The organism is Corynebacterium sp. HMSC064E07, assembly GCF_001815745.1.
Taxonomy (GTDB): domain Bacteria; phylum Actinomycetota; class Actinomycetes; order Mycobacteriales; family Mycobacteriaceae; genus Corynebacterium; species Corynebacterium jeikeium_D.
Genome location: NZ_KV821809.1, coordinates 21,383 through 40,124 on the forward strand (window position 1 = coordinate 21,383; position 18,742 = coordinate 40,124).

The following is an 18,742-nucleotide window of genomic DNA, read 5'->3' on the forward strand; positions in this document are numbered from 1 at the left end:
ATCTTTGACGCTCGTGGCGCAAAAATCTCGTTTACAACCATTTCTGGTCAGGTCGGTTACTTCTTACCCTTATTCCGAACCGGCCCCAGGACCATAGTCATGTTGCGACCGTCCTGCTTCGGGCGAGACTCGACAATGCCGTACTCTTCGACATCGGCGGCCAGACGCTCCAACAGGCGGAATCCCAGTTCTGGACGAGACTGTTCACGGCCACGGAACATAATCGTGACCTTGACCTTCGAACCCTTCTCCAAGAAACGAACAACGTTGTTCTTCTTGGTTTCGTAGTCGTGGTCATCAATCTTCGGACGGAACTTCTGCTCCTTGACCACAGTCTGCTGCTGGTTCTTTCGAGCCTCGCGTGCCTTCTGGGCTTGTTCGTACTTGAACTTGCCGTAGTCCATAATCTTGGCGACCGGCGGCTTTGCTCGCGGAGCAACCTCAACCAGGTCAAGGTCTGCTTCGTAAGCGAGCTTGAGTGCGTCACCGGTGCGGACAACGCCCACCTGCTCACCATTCGGTCCTACAAGGCGGACTTCCGGTACTCGAATATCCTCGTTAATACGAGCTTCAGCGCTGATGTGGCCTCCTAGGTTGAACCTGAACAATCTTCGTTTCAAACCGCGATAGCAAGCGGGAAAGGAAGAAAAGCCACGCGTCTACAGCGGATTACTACACACTGTATAAGGACGCCTTCCAATCGTGCGATGTGACATCACCGATTAGGGTGGACCCCGGCGCTACCGTAATTCTTTGGCGCACCTAGGGTGGGACTTAAATCCTCTTCGCTGCCGAATGCAACTAAATGCTCCCCGAAGGCAGCAAGCATCGCATTCTGGCGGTCGTAGACGAGATGTTAACACAGCTGTTCTCGCATACCAAAACCGGCTCTCACTCCGGGTTATTCACCATCGGCACCCGACGCGATACCAAGCGTCAAAAAAATTGCAATCCGAATTGTAATCAGATTGGTAGATTCTCTCCATAGTTTTTAGGCCAAACACGATTAAAGTCGTCACCATGAATACTGGCTCCAACGGCTTTGGCCCTAAAGCCGAGAACACCAATCCTAATCAGCATTCCGCCCGATACGACAAGCCACCGACCGGCGATTTTGTCCTGACCGGCGACTCCGTCTCAGAGCTTTCCCATGCTCTGGCAGATTTGGAGGCCAGCTCGCTTCGGCTGGCTCAGCTCACCCGTACTTGGCAGGTGCGCCTTTCTCAGGCAAGCGGGCAAGCGCCGACTGGACCGCACGCGCCTCACACTACGGGAGCGGAATCTGCGCCGGTACCTCAAGCGCCGCCCCATGCTGCACCTCAAGGGGCACATCAACACAATCCGCAACCGCCGCCAGCGCCCAGTCCGCCACTAGAGCAGGCACCTCCTCCCCGTTGGGAACCGCAGGCTGAGCAGACGCTCGCCACACCGCAGTATCCCCAGCAGTCTCAGCAGATACAGGTGCCACCACCGCCAACACAAGCGGACTGGCGGAATCAACCAGCTCCCCTGCCACAGAGCGACGCAGCTGCGCAGCCGATGTTTGGCTTCCCCTCTGCCCACCAATGGCGGCGGGATTCGAAGTCGCCGCAGTCTTCTCCCTCGCCACAGTCTTCTCCCACAGACTCCACCCCGCCACCGAAGCTGCCAGAGGCACCGCGTGAACCTCGCGAGCCCTGGTGGCGCAACGAGAAGGCAATCATCAGAATCATCGCCATCTTCGGTGGTCTCATCACCGCTGCCGGTATCGCATTTTTCGTCGCGGTCGCAATCCAATCCGGCCTGATCGGACCGGCCGGTCGTGTGGTCCTGGCTTACTTGTTGGCCGCCGTGCTCGCGGTCGCAGCTGTGCGAGCGCACCGTCGTCAAGCACCGCCTGCTGGCGTGACGGCGTTGATTGCGACATCACTAGCCGCTGCGCACCTGACAACGATGTCGATGTCCTACCTCCTCGACTGGATTCCGGTGGCGGCGACGCTGGTCATCATGTTGCCTTTCGCTGCAGTCGGTCTATACGGCGCGCGGTGGACGAAGTCGAGTGCAACCGCGGCGTGGACAATCACAATCAACACCGGATTAATGCTGTGGGCGACGATCGGCCTCGACTTCCACGCCCGCCCGCTGAGCTCCTCGCTCGCGCAAATCACCCTTCAACTGATGGTCATCGCCGCTATCGTCTGCCTCCTGAACGTCCCCTTCCGGAAGTACGTAGTCGCATTCCTGCTCGGCGCAAACGTTCTCATCGGCGTAATCACGACCAACAATGCACTGGTGATGCCCGCAATCGCCGCACTCACCATTGCCCTTTTCGTGTTTGCCCAGTTCGGCCCGCTGGCGATGGCTCGCCAACTCACTCCCGAGCTTGACGACGAGCCTTCGGAAACCAGCACCTGGGAAGACGATCTGGTCACCATCACGTCAGTAGTTGCCTTCTCGACTCCGGTTGTAGCTGCAGTCCCAATGGTCAACGCCACACAGTCCGCCTCCAGCCTCTGGCTGCTGTTCTACGGCGGATTCGTGCTGTTCATCGCAATTGCTGCAGTATTCCTTTGGAACCGTGCCATCTTCCGCTATCTCGCCCCAATGGCCTTGGCCACGGCAATTCTGCCCTGGCTAGCGCTCGCGGTGGCAGGCCCGGAAAGGAGCTCAGGAGCCGATACTGGAACCCACACTTGGGGTCTCATCCCAATCTCCATCGGTGCCGCGCTCTTTGTCTGGGCGCTGGCCACAGCACCGAAGCACGGCGCGATTGGCGCACGACTACAGGCTCCTGAACCAACCCAGGATGCCGTGGCACCATATACAAAGATTGCGGCACTGACCTGGCTGCTCGGCGCAACGGTAGTACACCTCTACATCCTGCCCGCAGCGTTGAATGCCGGTGCCGCAGCTGATTACTCGGCAACGTGGGCAGAAACGCTTTCGCTGTTGTTCCTGCTGTGCGCCGATGTCGGCCTGGCCGTGACGGCAGCGAGGTCGCAGCTACCGCCAGCTTTTGCACTGATTGGCCTGGCTGCACTGGGTATGCCATTTATCGTGCTGCTCACGACTATTGGCGTGAGCTTCAACGCCGCACACATGTTGCTGAGTATTTTCTGGGCCACGATTGCCGGCATGCTGGTGCTATCGAAGAGGTTCCACCACATTCCGGCGCGACTGGCAGCGGGTTTGACGATTGCGGCGCTGTCTATCGTCAAGCTGATCTTCTACGACATGGCAACGCTCGATGGCGTTATCCGCGCCTTGGCGTTCCTCGGCTGTGGTCTGATTCTGCTGGCCATGGCGGTCTCCGGGGCGAAGCAGAAGAGTGCCGAGGAGCCGGCGGCACCGGAGCGTGACGGCACCGCCAGCGATACTGACGCTGCCGGCGCTGCTGCCGACGCTGCCGGTGCGAGCGGCGCAGCAGATGCCGACCCCGCTGCTGACAGAATGGAAGGCATCACCCGCACCGACGGTCCTGGAATTTCCGACGGAAACGAGCCGACTACCTAAGCTACTTAAGCAGCGGCTTCAGGTACTGCCCGGTGTGGGAGCCGGAACAGTTCGCGACATCCTCCGGCGTGCCCTCTACAACCACGGTGCCACCGCCGGAGCCGCCTTCCGGCCCCATGTCGATGATCCAATCCGCAGACTTGATGACATCCAAATTGTGCTCAATGACAATGACGGTGTTGCCCTTGTCCACCAGACCCTGCAACACCAACATGAGCTTGCGGATGTCCTCAAAATGCAGCCCCGTGGTCGGCTCATCCAAGATGTAGACCGTCCGGCCATTGGAGCGCTTCTGCAGCTCACTGGCCAGCTTTACACGCTGAGCCTCACCGCCCGAGAGTGTGGTTGCCGCCTGCCCGAGACGGACATAGCCCAGGCCGACGTCGACAAGCGTATTGAGATAACGCGCAATCGACTGAATCGGCTCGAAGAACTCCGCTGCCTCGGAGATGGGCATGTCCAGAACCTCAGCGATGGTCTTGCCCTTGTAACGAACCTCCAGCGTTTCGCGGTTGTAGCGCGCGCCGTGGCAAACCTCGCAAGGCACATAGACGTCCGGCAGGAAGTTCATCTCAATCTTGATGGTGCCGTCGCCCTTACACGCCTCACAGCGGCCGCCCTTGACGTTGAAGCTGAATCGACCGGGCCTATAGCCACGAACCTTGGCCTCTTGCGTCTCGGCGAAGAGATTGCGGATCTTGTCGAACACACCGGTGTACGTCGCTGGGTTGGAACGCGGGGTGCGACCAATCGGCGACTGATCAACTTGCACCAGCTTGTCCAGCTGATCCAACCCCTCCACGCGGCTGTGTCGACCCGGCACCTGACGAGCACCGTTGAGCTCGTTGCTCATCACCTTGGCCAGGATTTCGTTGACCAAGGTGGACTTGCCGGACCCGGAAACACCCGTAACGCAGGTCAACACGCCGAGGGGGAACTTCACGTCAATCTTCTTCAGGTTGTTTTCGCGAGCGCCCTTGACCGTCACCATGCGCGACTTATCAATCGCACGACGGTTCTCCGGCACCGCCAATACCCGACGACCCGAGAGATACGCACCTGTCAGTGATTCCTCGCAGTCAACGATGCCCGACGGTTCACCTTGGTAGACAATTTGTCCACCGTATTCACCGGCCTTTGGCCCAATGTCGACCAGCCAATCGGCCTCGCGAATCGTGTCCTCATCATGCTCGACCACAATCAGGGTATTGCCCAGGTCGCGCAGGTTTTTCAGAGTCTTGATTAGACGGTTGTTATCACGCTGGTGAAGACCAATCGAGGGCTCATCCAAGACGTAGAGCACGCCAGCGAGCCCCGAACCAATCTGTGTGGCCAGACGAATTCGCTGCGCTTCACCACCGGACAGCGTGCCTGCCGAACGAGACAGGGACAGATAATCCAGGCCAACGTCAAGCAGGAACTTCAGACGAGCCTGCACCTCACGCAGAACACGCCCGGCAATCATTTCCTCGCGCTTGCCCAGAGTCAGCGAATTCAGGAATGCCGAGCCATCGTGAACCGATAGCTCTGTCAGCTCGGCAATATTCTTCTGCCCGAACTCCGCCGAATCCAACGTCACCGAAAGAATCTCCGGACGCAAACGAGTACCGCTACATGCCGGGCACGGCACCTCACGCATGTACCCCTGGAAACGCTCCTTCTGAGAGTCGCTCTCCGCCTGTGACAGCTTGCGGTGCAGGTACGGCATCACGCCTTCGAAAGGTGCGGTGTACTGGCGAGTGCGGCCATACCGATTGCGGTAACGCACCGTGACCTTATGGCTGGAACCATGCAGCAGGGCCTTGCGCTGCGGCGCTGTAAGTTCCTCAAAAGGCGTGGTCGGGTCGAAGCTCATCTCTGTGGCAAGACCTTCAACCAGCTTTTCAAAGTACTTCTTGTTCAGCGTCTGCCGCCACGGCGCAATCGCCTCAATCGTCGGCAGCGACGGATCTGGAATCACCAGGTCCGTGTCCACCTCCAGCTTGGTACCGATACCGTCACACTCCGGGCACGCACCATACGGCGAGTTAAAGGAAAACGACCGTGGCTCCAACTCATCGATAGCAATACGGTGCCCATTCGGGCAGGCCATCTTCTCCGAGAACCGCTGGGTTCGACGCGGGTCGTCCGCCTCTAGCCCGACGGCGTCGATGACCACGACGCCGTCGGCAAGCAGAAGCGCCGTTTCGACGGAATCGGTGAGCCTGCGCTGCTGCGACTCCTTCACCTGGAGACGGTCAATGACCACGTCAATGTCATGCTTGACCTGCTTCTTCAGCTTCGGCGGATCCGTCAGACGGTGCATTTCACCATCGACGATGACACGCGCGTACCCCTCGGATGCGAGGCGTTCAAACAGGTCGACGAATTCACCCTTGCGCGTGCGCACGACGGGTGCGAGGACCTGGAATTTGGTGCCCTCCGGCATTTCCATGACCTGATCGACGATCTGCTGTGGAGTCTGTGAGGAGATTACTTCCCCACAGGTCGGACAGTGCGGAGTACCGGTGCGCGCGTAGAGAAGACGCAGGTAGTCATACACTTCAGTGATGGTTCCGACGGTCGAGCGCGGGTTGCGGTTCGTCGACTTCTGGTCGATCGACACCGCCGGCGAGAGCCCCTCAATCATCTCTACATCGGGCTTTTCCATCTGCCCCAGGAACATGCGCGCATAGGAGCTCAGCGACTCCACGTAACGGCGCTGGCCCTCGGCGAAAATTGTGTCAAATGCCAGTGACGATTTACCCGACCCCGACAGACCTGTGAAAACCACCATCTTGTCTCTGGGCAAATCGATGTCAACACCCTGCAGGTTATGCTCGCGGGCGCCTCTGACCACTAGACGTTCAGCCACAGTGGGAAACCTCAATTCGTCGACGATTCACTGCCGACTAGTCTACAGCCCATAACCAATTTTTCGCACATGTGTTCAGAGACTCGTGGTTACGTTGCGCTCCTAGCGCGCCGACAGACACCTCATTACCCTGGGGCGCATGAACGACGACATTACAATCAGCCCTTACTCCAACTCGCCGAGAACGCGCGGCGTTGAGCGCATTGACTACGGCAATGTCACTATTTATAAGACCTCCGTCGGATCGATGGACAACAACGTCTACCTTTTGGTCGACTCCCGCGAGCCCGACAATTCCCTACTTATCGACGCCGCCACCGACGCCGACCATCTAATCCGCCTGGTTGAGCACGTCGGCGCGCAGGTCCGCACGATTGTCACCACGCACTCCCACGGCGATCACGTTCAGGCGCTCGGCGAGCTCCTGCAGTCATTCCCGGCCCGCCACATCACGTCCAGCCTCGACGCTGCCGACATTCCCGAGCCCGCCGACCAGCAGCTCGACGGCGGCGAGACCATCACGTTCGGCGAGGACATCACGCTGCCCACGTTCATCCTTCGCGGACACACCAAGGGCGGCCTCTGCCTCGACCTGTCCGCCAAGGAAGCCGGCGCGCTTTCCGACGACACCCCGTCACACCACCTCTTCGTCGGTGACAGCATCTTCCCAGGCGGTGTCGGCAAAACGTACTCGCCCGAGGATTTCACGCAGCTTATCGACGATGTCGAGAGCCGTGTCTTCCGCGTCTACCCCGCCGACTCGGTGATTCACCCCGGCCACGGCAAAGACACCACAGTTGGTGTCGAGAGCCCCGAGGTCGAGAACTGGCGCCAGCGTGGTTGGTAGCGCTGGATGAGCGTGGTCGGTAGTGCTGGATGGTGCCGCAGCTTCTGAAAAACTTGTCATTCCCGCGACATAAATAGGCCGGGCTGCGTAGGATTAATAGTGAATTACAGCGACCAGATGGCCAAAAACACGGTTTCACCTGGACGACAAAGGAGATGGAATTTAGATGATTCGCAAGTTTGCCCGACCAATGCTGGCCTCGGTTTTCGTTGCCGACGGTGTCGACACGCTGATGAACCAGAAGGATCATGAAGAGGGCGCACGCGACCTGATTGCCCGCGTCCGCTCCGTAACCCCGAACCAGTACAACAAGTACGTGCCAAATAGCGAGAAGCTGGTTGTCCAGGTCGTCGCTGGCACCAAGGTTGCTGCGGGTTCCCTCTACGCTCTGGGTAAGGCCCCACGCCTGTCCGCCACCGCTCTGGTCGCTGCACAAGTTCCGACGATGCTCGCTCGCCACGCATTCTGGGAAACCCAGGATTCGAAGGAGAAGGCGGCTCGCCGCACTGGTTTCCTGACCGACATCGGTTTGCTGGGCGGCCTCTTCCTGGCTACTGCTGACACCGACGGCAAGCCGGGTGTCGCTTGGCGCGCTGAGAAGGCAGGCAAGCAGCTGAACAAGAAGGTTCAGGCTGCCCTGCCGACCAAGTCTGAAACCGAGCAGCGCACTGAGGAAATCAGCGCAGCCTTCGCTTCCGCCGGCGAGAACGTCCGCGAAAAGGCCGGCCTGCTCCGCGACCGCGCTTCTGAGGCCACCGATGGCGCTCGTGAATACGTCGAGGACAACAAGGACGGCTGGCGCGAGCAGCTCACCGACGCCTTCGACACCGCTAAGAGCTACGTCGAGGACAACAAGGACGACTGGATTGCCAAGGCCACCGAGCTCGCTGAGGACGCGCGCGACTATGCCGAGGACCTGGGCAAGGATCTCAAGAAGGACACTCGCAAGCAGCGCAAGGAACTGCGCAAGCGCGCAGCCAAGGCTTCCAAGGAGGCCAAGAAGTCGGCAAAGAAGGCGCAGAAGCGCCTGCAGTAAGTTTGCTGCCGCAGTTAAAGCGGTATACTTAAACGCTCCCCACGCCACTACGCGTGCGGGAGCGTTTTCATATTTTTATATTCATTCAGCACATCAGTTAGCACTAATTTTGCGATTCGTTGAGGAGACCAGGTTGGCGTCGCGCGCATCCGAGCCCGGGCAGGACCAGACAGGCCGCATTGGCCACACTGGCCAGGCAGGTCTGCCGGACCAGGCAAGTTCAGCACCACAGCGAGAAGAAGAAAGCATCCTTGCTGCCGAACAGGCCTACGTCGACCGTGCGTTCAGCTTCCTCGACCGGGCACGCGAGCGCGACCAAGAGTACCTGCGCCAGGTCATGCTCATCGACGACCCAGACCCGCAAGCCCGCGTTGAACGCGAGGTGGAATACCACCGACTACAGGCTAATCTGGACCGCTACCGCTCAGCCGAGATCGGCCTGGTCTTTGGTCGAATCGATATCGATGACACAGATCCCGACAATCCTTTGGCAGAGGAAGGGCCGGGGGCGACCGTCGATAAGCGATACATCGGGCGAATCGGCCTGTCCGATGAAAACGACGACTACCGCACGGTCATCATGGATTGGCGTGCCGACGGCGCGCGCCCGTTTTACCTGGCCACGACCGCGCATCCCGAGGGAGTCAGCCTGCGCCGACACCTGCGCACGCACGGCCGGAAGGTCCGCAGCATTGACGACGAATGGCTCTCCGGCGAGGAAGCCGACAGCGCACACGAGACCGAAGTTGAAGCGGGCGTCGGTGGCGAATCGGTGCTGCGGGAGGTCATGAATCAAGCGCGCACCGGCCATATGCGCGGCATTGTGGAGACCATTCAGCGCGAGCAGGACCTCATCATCCGCGACTCCACCCGCGGCACTCTGGTCGTCCAGGGCGGCCCCGGCACGGGCAAGACGGCGGTGGCGCTGCATCGCGTCGCATGGCTTCTCTACACCTACCGCGATCAGCTGGCGAAAACCGGTGTCCTCATCATCGGCCCGAACACAACCTTCCTCGACTACATCTCCCGCGTGCTGCCGAGCCTCGGCGAAACGGGCGTGGTGCTGACCACCATCGCCGATCTCTACCCCGGCGTGCGCGGTTCCGACGCGCTTATCGACGGACACAACCCCGAACCCTTGGTTGCGCAGGAAGTTAAGGGCTCGATTGAGATGCTCACGATCCTGCGTGAGGCCGTGCGGGCCTACCAGGAGCTGCCCGCGGAACCTCTTGAGGTCCGGAACGACAACATCACTCTGACCATCACGCCGGAGATGGTGAAAGCCGCGCGGACGCGTGCGCGGAGGACTCGTAAACCCCACAATCTGGCTCGCCCGATTTTCCGCGATCACGTGGTGGAACTGCTGGCCGCACAGATGGCCGAGGTCATCGGTGCCGATCCGCTGGGCGGCGAAAACCTCCTGTCCGTGACCGACATTGCCGATCTACGCGACGAAATCGACGAATCCGGAGCAGTTGCCGACATCCTCGATGAGCTGTGGCCTGCGCTTACGCCCGAGCGGGTGCTGTCGGAGCTGCTGAGCTCTCGCGAGGCCATCGACTACGCCGCCACCGATTACGACGAGCTGACGCGCGAGGCTCTCTACCGGCCGGAAGGCACCGACTGGATGCCTTCCGACGCCCCGCTTCTCGACGAGCTGGCGGAACTCCTCGGCCCAGTTGGTGACGCGGAGGCCGATGAAGAGGATTGGCAGGCCCGCGTCGAGGAAGCGCAGGGCGCGTTGGATACCCTGTCCAGTTCTGCGTCCCAGGATCTTGACGACGGCTTCGAGGCCGAGATCTTGTCAGCGTATGACGTCATCGATGCCGAGGCACTGGCCGAACGCCACCGTGAGCGCGACCTGCGATCCACCGCCGAGCGGGCGGCGGCGGATCGCCTGTGGGCCTACGGCCATGTCATCGTCGACGAGGCTCAGGAACTCTCCGCGATGGCCTGGCGAATGCTGCGCCGCCGCAGCCCCAACGGCTGGATGACCCTCGTCGGCGACGTGGCCCAGACGGGCTCCCCCGCAGGTGCCGCGACCTGGGATGATGTGCTGGAACCCATCATCGGCTCGAGGTGGCATCTCCACGAGCTGACCGTCAACTACCGCACCCCAGCTGAGGTGATGGAGGTCGCCGCCAGCGTCCTGGCCGAGATTGATCCGGAGCTGGAGGCACCGCAGTCGATCCGCGCGACCGGCCGCAAGCCTGTCCAGGCTCGCACCGTGACGGAGGCTCTGGCGCATGTGGAGCAGGTTGCGCAGCCGGACCGCCTGGTCGCTGTGATCGCGCCCGCCGAGTTGCTCGAAGCCACACGCGCGGAGGTGCGGGATTTTCTCGGTGGTGGAGCTGGTGCCGCTAATACTGCCGACGCGACTAGCTCCGATGCCACACCTGCTACTCGCCCCAGCAAACTCACCAACTGCGCGGTCTACGACATCACGACCTCAAAAGGCCTGGAATTCGACGAGGTCATCGTCGTTGCGCCCGACCAGATTGTGGCGCAATCCCCACAGGGGCTACAGGACCTGTACGTTGCACTGACTCGTGCGACCCAGGGGCTAATTGTTGTGGCGCCTCAGCAGTCAGGCGTTTTGCCGGAGCTGCAGTGGTTAGAATGACGAGGATAGTGCCGTACAGAATGAGTGAGACATAATGTCCCAAAACTATCTACCTCAGCTAGCTGAACTTCGCGCACGCCGTCTCATTGCCCAGGGGTTAGCTGCAAGTCAAGCACGCAGCGATTGGAATACAAACCTCAAGTCGCCTGCATTATCAGCAACGCATGGCATGGTTGCTCTGCAAGGACAGAATTATTCGAACGGTGTTGATGCCATCGCCTTGCGCAGTGGCAGCACCACCGACGATGTTTTAGCAGCCATTTCTTCTTACGACATCGTTCGCTGTTGGTCGCAACGAGGCACCCTGCACTTTGTTTCAGCGCAAGACGCGCGAGCAATTATGAGGTTGACGAATCCGCGCATCGAAAAGGCAGCAGCAAGACGTCGTACGACACTCGGGCTTTCTCAAGATGATGTGCAGACCGCAAGGGCAGCATTTCATTCCGAATTGCGCTCACGTGGCCTGTCCGACCCGCTGACTCGGACTGAAGCCTATGAGGTTTTCGCAGATCATGGAATAGACCCCACGGAACAAAGAGGTCCTCACCTACTGCGCACATTCGGCGGCGAAGGCGCTGTCGTCCAAGGGCCACGAAAAGGATCCGAAGATACCTTCGTCCTGCTTGCCGACGTAACTTTCAAAGGCGGCCTCTCAGCAAATACCACAGAGGGCTCCAGCACAGAACACTCAGCTGATTCCACGCTGGCCGACATTGCCTGGCGCTATGTTAATTCCCGCGGACCTATCTGTGTAGCTGACTTCGCGTGGTGGCTGGGGATGACGAAAACTCAAGCGAAAAAGGCCCTTAAGCTTATCGACCACTTAATAGTTCCTTTCTCCCTCGATTCCTCTGCCTCTCCGGACGCGCCAACTGGCACAGAATTCATCGGCGAAAATCTCGCGCAAAATGAGTACTTCATGCCGACATGGCAGCAGAACGTAACTGAAGCCGAGCTTGAAGCCGCGCTTTCACTGACGCTTCGACTGCCCGCTTTTGACGAGTACCTCATGGGCTACGGCAGCCGCACCGAAATTCTTCCTGAATCCCTTCGCAACCAGGTCTTAACCAGAAACGGAATTAGCTGGCCTTTTGTAGTTGAAGAAGGGATTATCACCGGCCGGCAATAGAAAAACCGGCACCTCAACTAAGAGATGCCGGTTTAAAGCGAAAGCTAAATTGTTAGCTGACGGTCTTACTAGCTCACCGTTTTGTTAGCTCACAGTGTGAACAATCATGACGTCACAGTCCGACTGACGAGCAACATCAGCCGGCACGGAGCCCAGCAGACGACCAGTCAGCGAGTTAATACCGCGGTTGCCAACCACCAGCAGGTCAGCGCGACGGTCAGTGACCAGAGACATCAGAGCCTCAACCGGGGAGCCGGAACGAACCTCGGTCTCAACCTTGGTAGCGCCGACGGCCTCTGCGGCCTCCTTAGCAGCAGCCAGGTTCTTCTGAGCCGGGTCATCACCGAGGACCTGAACCGAATCCTGGCGCAGGGTCTTGGACGCATCCTCTGCAGTCTCGTAGTAAGCGCAGCCGATAACCAGGGTGGCATCGAAAGCCGCGGCAATCGAGGCAGCGCGCTCTACTGCGAGCAGCGACGACTTAGAACCATCCGTGCCGACAACAATGGTCTTGTAATCACTCATGAAAACTATCCCTCACTGTGGAAGTTGCATTAAAACAGTTCATCGTGCGTAACGCCGTCGTTGCCCCGAACCCACTGGCCAGAGCCACTTTCGCGAATACACTGTTTTACTTCCCACAACAGTAGCAAAAAACTACTCGACACCGGCCTCAATCATCCCCTTAAGTTCCTTCTTGAGGTCGAAAATCTCATCGCGCAAGCGCCCCGCGAGCTCGAACTTCAACTCTCGCGCAGCCGCGGCCATCTGCTCCGACAGGTCCGCGATAAGCGCCTCGAGCTCCGCCCTCGGCATCTGCTTACCGCTAGCACCATCGGCCGCGCCCGAGCCGTCGGCACGCGAGAGCAGCGCATCAGCGGCCGCACCGGTCTTGCCTTCGTAATCGGTGTCAGCGTTGTCGTAGACCTGATCCAGAATGTCCGCGATCTTCTTGCGCAGCGGCTGCGGATCGATGCCATGCTCAGTGTTGTAAGCAATCTGCTTTTCGCGGCGGCGCTCCGTCTCGTCGATGGCGAACCGCATGGAATCGGTGATCTTGTCGGCGTACATGTGCACCTCGCCGGAGACGTTTCGCGCGGCACGACCAATCGTCTGAATCAACGAGCGCTCCGAACGCAGGAACCCCTCCTTGTCGGCGTCGAGGATTGCCACCAGCGAAACCTCGGGCAAGTCCAGCCCCTCGCGCAGCAGGTTAATACCGACCAGCACGTCGTACTCGCCGAGACGCAACTGCCGCAGCAGCTCAACGCGTTTGAGCGTATCCACATCCGAATGCATGTACCGCACCTGCACGCCATTTTCGAGCAGGTAGTCGGTCAGATCCTCCGCCATCTTCTTCGTCAGGGTTGTGACGAGAACGCGCTCGTCACGCTCGGTGCGCTTTCGGATCTCGCCGATCAAATCATCGATCTGCCCCTCAGTAGGCTTAACGACGATCTTGGGGTCCACCAGCCCAGTCGGACGAATAACCTGCTCCACATACTCGCCACCGGTCTTTTCGAGCTCATAGTCACCCGGCGTTGCGGACATGAACACGACCTGGCCCACGCGGGCATCGAATTCGTCGAACGTCAGCGGGCGGTTATCCAACGCCGATGGGAGGCGGAAACCGAAGTCGACGAGGTTGCGCTTACGGGAGGCATCGCCCTCGAACATGCCGCCAATCTGCGGCACGGTGACGTGCGACTCATCGATGATGGTGAGGAAGTCCTCCGGGAAATAGTCAATGAGCGTCGCGGGGGCCGAGCCCGGCGCGCGACCATCGATGTGGCGCGAGTAGTTCTCAATGCCGGAGCAGAAGCCGACCTGTTCAATCATTTCGAGGTCGTACTCCGTGCGCATGCGCAGACGCTGTGCTTCCAGCAACTTGCCCCGGTTTTCCAGATCCGCCAGGCGTTCGGCGAGTTCGGCCTTGATGTCCGCGACGGCCCGTTCCATCCGCTCCGGGCCTGCGACGTAGTGCGTAGCTGGGAAGATGCGCAGCTCAGGGACTTGGTCGATGACGTCGCCTGTGACTGGATTGAGGTAGTACAGCGAATCAATCTCGTCGCCGAAGAACTCCACCCGCACGGCCTTTTCTTCGTAGGCCGGGATGATATCGACCACGTCACCTTTTACTCGGAAGGTGCCGCGGGTAAAGGCAATGTCATTGCGGGCGTACTGAATGTCCACCAAAAGGCGCAGGAACTGGTCGCGGTCGACTTCCTCGCCCTCCTTCAGCCACACCGAACGGTCGAGGTATGACTGCGGGGTACCCAGGCCATAGATGCAAGAAACAGAGCTGACGACGACTACGTCGCGACGCGACAGCAGCGCTGAAGTAGCCGAGTGGCGCAGGCGCTCCACGTCCTCGTTGATGGAGGAATCCTTTTCAATATATGTATCGGTCTGCGCGATGTAGGCCTCGGGTTGGTAGTAGTCGTAGTACGAAACGAAGTACTCGACCGCGTTGTTTGGCAGCAGGCTGCGGAGCTCATTGGCCAGCTGGGCCGCAAGCGTCTTGTTCGGTGCCATGACGAGGGTTGGCCGCTGCACCTTTTCGATCAACCACGCTGCGGTGGCTGACTTACCGGTGCCCGTGGCACCCATCAGGACTACCTCGCGCTCGCCTCTATCTAGGCGCTCCGACAGTTCCGCGATTGCCTGCGGCTGGTCGCCCGACGGTTCGAATTCGCTGATGACCTCGAAGGTTCCCTCAGCGCGCTCGACTTCACCGACGGGACGGAACTCCGAGTGTGCGAGGACGGGTTGCTCTGCTGCAAATGCCATAGTTCCCAGCGTAGCGAAGGCTGTCTTGAAAGCGGCTGGTTACGTTACTTCCTGGGGCTTTGGGCTGTCCAGGGCTGGGGCCCAGGGGCTTAGGAGCGGCTGTCGAGTTCCGGACCAACATTAAAATCGGCACAGATTTGGACAAGGCTGGCATAAAGTCGCTGCCAGGCCAGCAAAGGCGGGTTCCGCTTCACCAGCTGGCCCTTAGTGCGCATGGACTGACTCCTGGTGAAGCGCAAGCCGTCTTATCGATGGTCCGCGGCTGCGGCTGCGAGGCTGCAAGGCTGCAAGGCTGCGGGAGGCCTGGGTTATCCACACCCTGAAAGTTGTCCACAGATTGGACGTGGAGCCTCTCTCACAGAAAATCCCCTGGGCCGAAAAAGCTTAGAGTCCCGACCATGGGAAGTTTCACCACGGCCGAGTTGCGTGCACTCGGCATCGGAGAGAAAAAGACCAGAGCCCTCCTACAACAAGGCAGGCTAATTAAATTGGTACGTGGCCTCTACATTGACGACCACTCTCCCGCCTCAGTCGCCCGAGCAATCACGGGGCATTACAAAAGCATTGCGCTAACCGGTAAAAGCGCAGCTCAAATCCACTTGAGACTTCCCCTGACACTTCCTATCCAGGCAGAAGGCGCGGGATCAGTTCAGGCCGAGACCTTCTCCATTAGGCACAGCCGCCTACCGTCCTACACCAGCATCAATGGCCTCCCAGTTGTCGAAGCACTCTGGGCAGCACGAGCTTCAAAAGACTATGCACGCAGAATCCTGGAAACACACTACGCCGGCCGGGACGGCGAGAAGCGACTCAACCACGACCTCAGCCGGATGCGGAAAGTTCCCGCCTGGCTGCGTGAAACCATCGCCACCACGCCAATCGGCTCATGCAGCGAACTCGAGCGCAAGCTGGCCCGTCCACTAATCAAGCGCGGGTACCGCATCCGAATGAACCAGTACATCGGCCCCTACTGCTTCGACATCCTGCTTGACCAGTGGAAAATAGCTATCGAAGTCGACTCAGAGACGTACCACGCTAACGAGGACTCGTTCATCGCAGATCGCTGGAAGGCCAACTCCGGCACGCTGCACGGCTGGATAGTCCTGCGGTTCACAGACTCATGCATCAATTGGAATCTCGACAGTGTCCTCGACGAAATCGAGCAGGCAATTCGATGGGTGCAAAAGCGCCGTCCCCGCGTGGACTATAAACCAGGATGGCCTGCCTGTCAGAAAGTTTGGGAATGGAATCCAACGGTTGGCTACGCCAATAAGCAGCGATAAACAGCCGATATCGCGAGATAAACAGCCATCCACTTGCCAAATTGTTATTTATTTTGTAATGAAAACTGACCGAACAGCAACTAGCCTGGCGCCTATGAACACTTCGCGCCGCACACCAGTCCACACGCCCGCTACGACTCGCCCAGGTTCCACCACTCGAAAAGCAACCTCACACCGAGCCCTTGTGGCCGGCATCCTCGCTACCACCGCATTGGCTTTCACCGCCTGCTCAACACAGGAAACTGAAGCAGCGCCCGAATCTGCTGCTCCGGTTGAAACCACTACCGTTACTCAGACCGAGGATGGCGTGTCTGACAAGAGTTCGGGCAACACGCCAAACCCAACCGGTTCTGCACCGGACCAGGGAGGCGATACATCGACGGCGGAGACTGGTGGCGCGTCGACGTCGTCAAGCGAAAGAGGCGACAACGGCGACGGGAGCCGGCTTCGTCAGGACATGACCGCTGAAATCTACAACAACCCCTCGCCGGGATCTACCTTCATGGCGGCCGGCGAACAGGCAACCACCTGCATCTACGGCGATGGGTACGGCCTCAACCTCATCGCGGCGGGCCCGAATACCAGCTGCGACTTTGCGAAGGCCGTTTTCAACCAGCAGACCGAGGGGCTTAACGCCTCGGAGGACAATATCCGCGACCACCTGCAGCCAAACATCAAGGCCAAGAGTCCCGCGACCGGGAAGACCTACGACCTCAGCTGCAGCACACAAGACGACGTTGTCGTGTGCACCGGCGGCAACAACGCGAAGATTTACATGTACTAGCGCACCAGGTGGCGGTCGGCAGTCGGTGCAACTGCTGGCCGCCAGCCGCGATTCGCCGATGGGGAATCGCAACAAGCCCGCAAACTCCCGCCTACAGTGAAACCATGACCGTTTCCCGCTTGCGCCCCTTCGGCGAGACCATCTTCGCCACCATGTCCCACCTCGCTACCGAGCACGAGGCAATCAATCTTGGGCAGGGCTTCCCGGATTGGGATGGGCCGGACGAGGTGCTCGCGGAGGCGCGACATCAGATAGCTGGAGGAAACAACCAGTACGGCCCCGGCCGCGGTATGAAGGTGCTCCGTGATGCCATCGTCGCCGATCGCGCCCGCCGCACGGGGCAGGTCTACGACGCCGACGCCGAATGCCTCGTCACGGTCGGCGCCACGGAGTCGATTGCCGCCACCGCCTTGGGGCATCTCGAACCCGGCAGCCACGTCATCGTCATCGAGCCGTACTACGACTCGTACAAAGCCGCCATCGCACTGGCTAACTGCACATATACCGCGGTGCCGCTCATCCCCGCAGCTTCCAGTACGGCGCGCTCCTGGTCGCTCGACCGCAGCGCGCTTGCCGATGCCGTCACCGCTAAAACGGCCATGATCATCATCAATTCGCCGCACAACCCCACCGGCACCGTCCTCACGGACGAGGACTTGCAGGCCATCGCCGATGTCGCCATCGCAAACAATCTACTCGTGCTTGCCGACGAAGTCTACGAACGCCTGTACTTCAACGGATTGTCACACTCTTCCATCAGCGCTCTGCCCGGCATGCGCGAGCGAACCATTGTCGTGTCCAGCGCCGCAAAAACCTTCAACGTCACCGGATGGAAGATCGGCTGGGCGCTGGCCCCGACCGAACTACTCGATGGCGTCGTCAAGGCCAAGCAGTTCTTGAGCTATGTCGGCGCCACTCCCCTTCAGCCCGCAGTCGCCCGTGGCCTGCAGGAATGTGCCCCATGGGTGGACGAGCTGGCGGGTCAGCTCGAGGGCAACATGCGGCTCCTCGCCGATGGGTTGGAGGGCCTGGGCGCTGACGTCTTCACGCCGCAGGCAGGGTATTTTGTCGTCGCTGATGTCTCGAGCTGGGGGCTTGGCGACGCCCTGGAGACCTGCACCCTGCTGGTCAAGGAATGCCGCGTCGCAGCCATCCCCGTCACCGCTTTTGTGGATGACCCAGAGTCAGAAAAGTACCGCTACCTGGTGCGGTTCGCTTTCTGCAAGCGCGCCGAGGTGATTGAGAAGGCTATCACCCGGCTGCGGAATTATCTTGCTGCCCGGCCTGCAGCTGACGAATCTGATTCAGCGGCTGAATAATCCGCTCCCAAATCCGGTCGACCTGGCGCACGAGGTCCTCCTCGGTGCCTGAGTTTTCCAGAACTACGTCGGCGAACTGCAGGCGCTTATCATCGCTGATTTGCTTAGCGATGCGCTGCTTCGCATCCTCTCGGTTTACACCGCGGCTTTCCACCAGACGGTCGAGACGGACCTCCACCGGGGTATGCACAACTACGACGAGGTCCTGTGCTTCCGACTGCCCCATTTCAATCAACAGCGGAGAGTCAAAAACAATGATGGCGTCACCTGCCGCGTTGAACTGCTCTTCGGTGCGCTGCTCAATACGCGGGTGGGTAATGGAGTTCAGCAGCTCCGTCTTCTCCGCTGATACGAAGGCCCGCTTCGCAAGTTCGCCGCGGTTGAGGGAGCCGTCGTCAAGCAAAATGCCCCCGCCGAAAGCTTCGGCGAGTTCGGCCAGCGCCGGTTCCCCGGGTTCGACGACATCGCGAGCGATCTGATCAGCGTCGATGATGACAGCACCGAGCTCGGCAAACCTACGGGCGACCGTAGATTTCCCACTGCCCATGCCGCCGGTTAGTCCTACTTTGAGCATGTCTCTAAGGG

General features: G+C 59.8%; 13 protein-coding genes. 8 read left to right on the forward strand and 5 right to left on the reverse strand.

Features of this window, described 5'->3' with window-relative positions; all coding sequences use genetic code 11:
* Positions 1-56 precede the first annotated feature (56 nt).
* Positions 57-608 (reverse strand): translation initiation factor IF-3, encoded by a 552-nt coding sequence (gene infC / locus HMPREF3053_RS03000; RefSeq protein WP_172954614.1) that lies wholly within the window; start codon positions 606-608, stop codon positions 57-59.
* A gap of 412 nt (positions 609-1,020) precedes the next feature.
* Between infC and HMPREF3053_RS03005 the strand changes: the two genes are divergently transcribed.
* Positions 1,021-3,492, forward strand: coding sequence for a DUF2339 domain-containing protein (locus tag HMPREF3053_RS03005; RefSeq protein WP_070767261.1), 2,472 nt, complete (start codon positions 1,021-1,023; stop codon positions 3,490-3,492).
* A gap of 1 nt (position 3,493) precedes the next feature.
* On the opposite strand, the gene uvrA is transcribed toward HMPREF3053_RS03005, so the two are convergent.
* The gene (gene uvrA, locus HMPREF3053_RS03010) at positions 3,494-6,346 is read right to left on the reverse strand and encodes an excinuclease ABC subunit UvrA (protein ID WP_070767262.1); all 2,853 of its coding nucleotides are present in this window, start codon (positions 6,344-6,346) and stop codon (positions 3,494-3,496) included.
* Between the two features lie 139 nt (positions 6,347-6,485).
* On the opposite strand from uvrA, the gene HMPREF3053_RS03015 reads away from it, so the two are divergent.
* The 4 genes from HMPREF3053_RS03015 (at position 6,486) to HMPREF3053_RS03030 (ending at position 11,981) form a co-directional block, all read left to right on the forward strand.
* Entirely contained in the window at positions 6,486-7,193 is a 708-nt protein-coding gene (locus HMPREF3053_RS03015; protein ID WP_070437629.1) for an MBL fold metallo-hydrolase, read from the forward strand.
* Positions 7,194-7,359: 166 nt separating this feature from the next.
* Positions 7,360-8,229: a DoxX family protein gene (locus HMPREF3053_RS03020; protein WP_016422909.1), complete on the forward strand. Its 870-nt coding sequence runs from the start codon at positions 7,360-7,362 to the stop codon at positions 8,227-8,229.
* Between the two features lie 133 nt (positions 8,230-8,362).
* The gene (locus HMPREF3053_RS03025) at positions 8,363-10,852 is read left to right on the forward strand and encodes a HelD family protein (protein WP_070767263.1); all 2,490 of its coding nucleotides are present in this window, start codon (positions 8,363-8,365) and stop codon (positions 10,850-10,852) included.
* Positions 10,853-10,886: 34 nt separating this feature from the next.
* Positions 10,887-11,981, forward strand: a complete 1,095-nt coding sequence (locus HMPREF3053_RS03030; RefSeq protein ID WP_069359779.1) for a DNA glycosylase AlkZ-like family protein — start codon at positions 10,887-10,889, stop codon at positions 11,979-11,981.
* A gap of 84 nt (positions 11,982-12,065) precedes the next feature.
* Here HMPREF3053_RS03030 and HMPREF3053_RS03035 read toward each other — a convergent pair whose 3' ends face one another.
* Complete coding sequence (locus HMPREF3053_RS03035; protein WP_005511992.1) at positions 12,066-12,506, reverse strand: universal stress protein; 441 nt, start codon at positions 12,504-12,506, stop codon at positions 12,066-12,068.
* Positions 12,507-12,638: 132 nt separating this feature from the next.
* Positions 12,639-14,771 (reverse strand): excinuclease ABC subunit UvrB, encoded by a 2,133-nt coding sequence (uvrB, locus tag HMPREF3053_RS03040; protein ID WP_070605592.1) that lies wholly within the window; start codon positions 14,769-14,771, stop codon positions 12,639-12,641.
* A gap of 398 nt (positions 14,772-15,169) precedes the next feature.
* Here uvrB and HMPREF3053_RS03045 point away from each other — a divergent pair, with 398 nt between their 5' ends.
* From HMPREF3053_RS03045 to HMPREF3053_RS03055, 3 genes are all read left to right on the forward strand, one after another.
* Entirely contained in the window at positions 15,170-16,054 is an 885-nt protein-coding gene (locus tag HMPREF3053_RS03045) for a DUF559 domain-containing protein (protein ID WP_049193954.1), read from the forward strand.
* 94 nt (positions 16,055-16,148) lie between these two features.
* Positions 16,149-16,838: a hypothetical protein gene (locus HMPREF3053_RS03050; RefSeq protein WP_240593373.1), complete on the forward strand. Its 690-nt coding sequence runs from the start codon at positions 16,149-16,151 to the stop codon at positions 16,836-16,838.
* A gap of 104 nt (positions 16,839-16,942) precedes the next feature.
* The gene (locus HMPREF3053_RS03055; protein ID WP_070566739.1) at positions 16,943-18,157 is read left to right on the forward strand and encodes an aminotransferase class I/II-fold pyridoxal phosphate-dependent enzyme; all 1,215 of its coding nucleotides are present in this window, start codon (positions 16,943-16,945) and stop codon (positions 18,155-18,157) included.
* Here HMPREF3053_RS03055 and coaE read toward each other — a convergent pair.
* Positions 18,090-18,731, reverse strand: a complete 642-nt coding sequence (gene coaE / locus HMPREF3053_RS03060) for a dephospho-CoA kinase (protein WP_070566738.1) — start codon at positions 18,729-18,731, stop codon at positions 18,090-18,092. The two genes, HMPREF3053_RS03055 and coaE, sit on opposite strands and share 68 nt — an antisense overlap.
* Between the last annotated feature and the right edge of the window lie 11 nt (positions 18,732-18,742).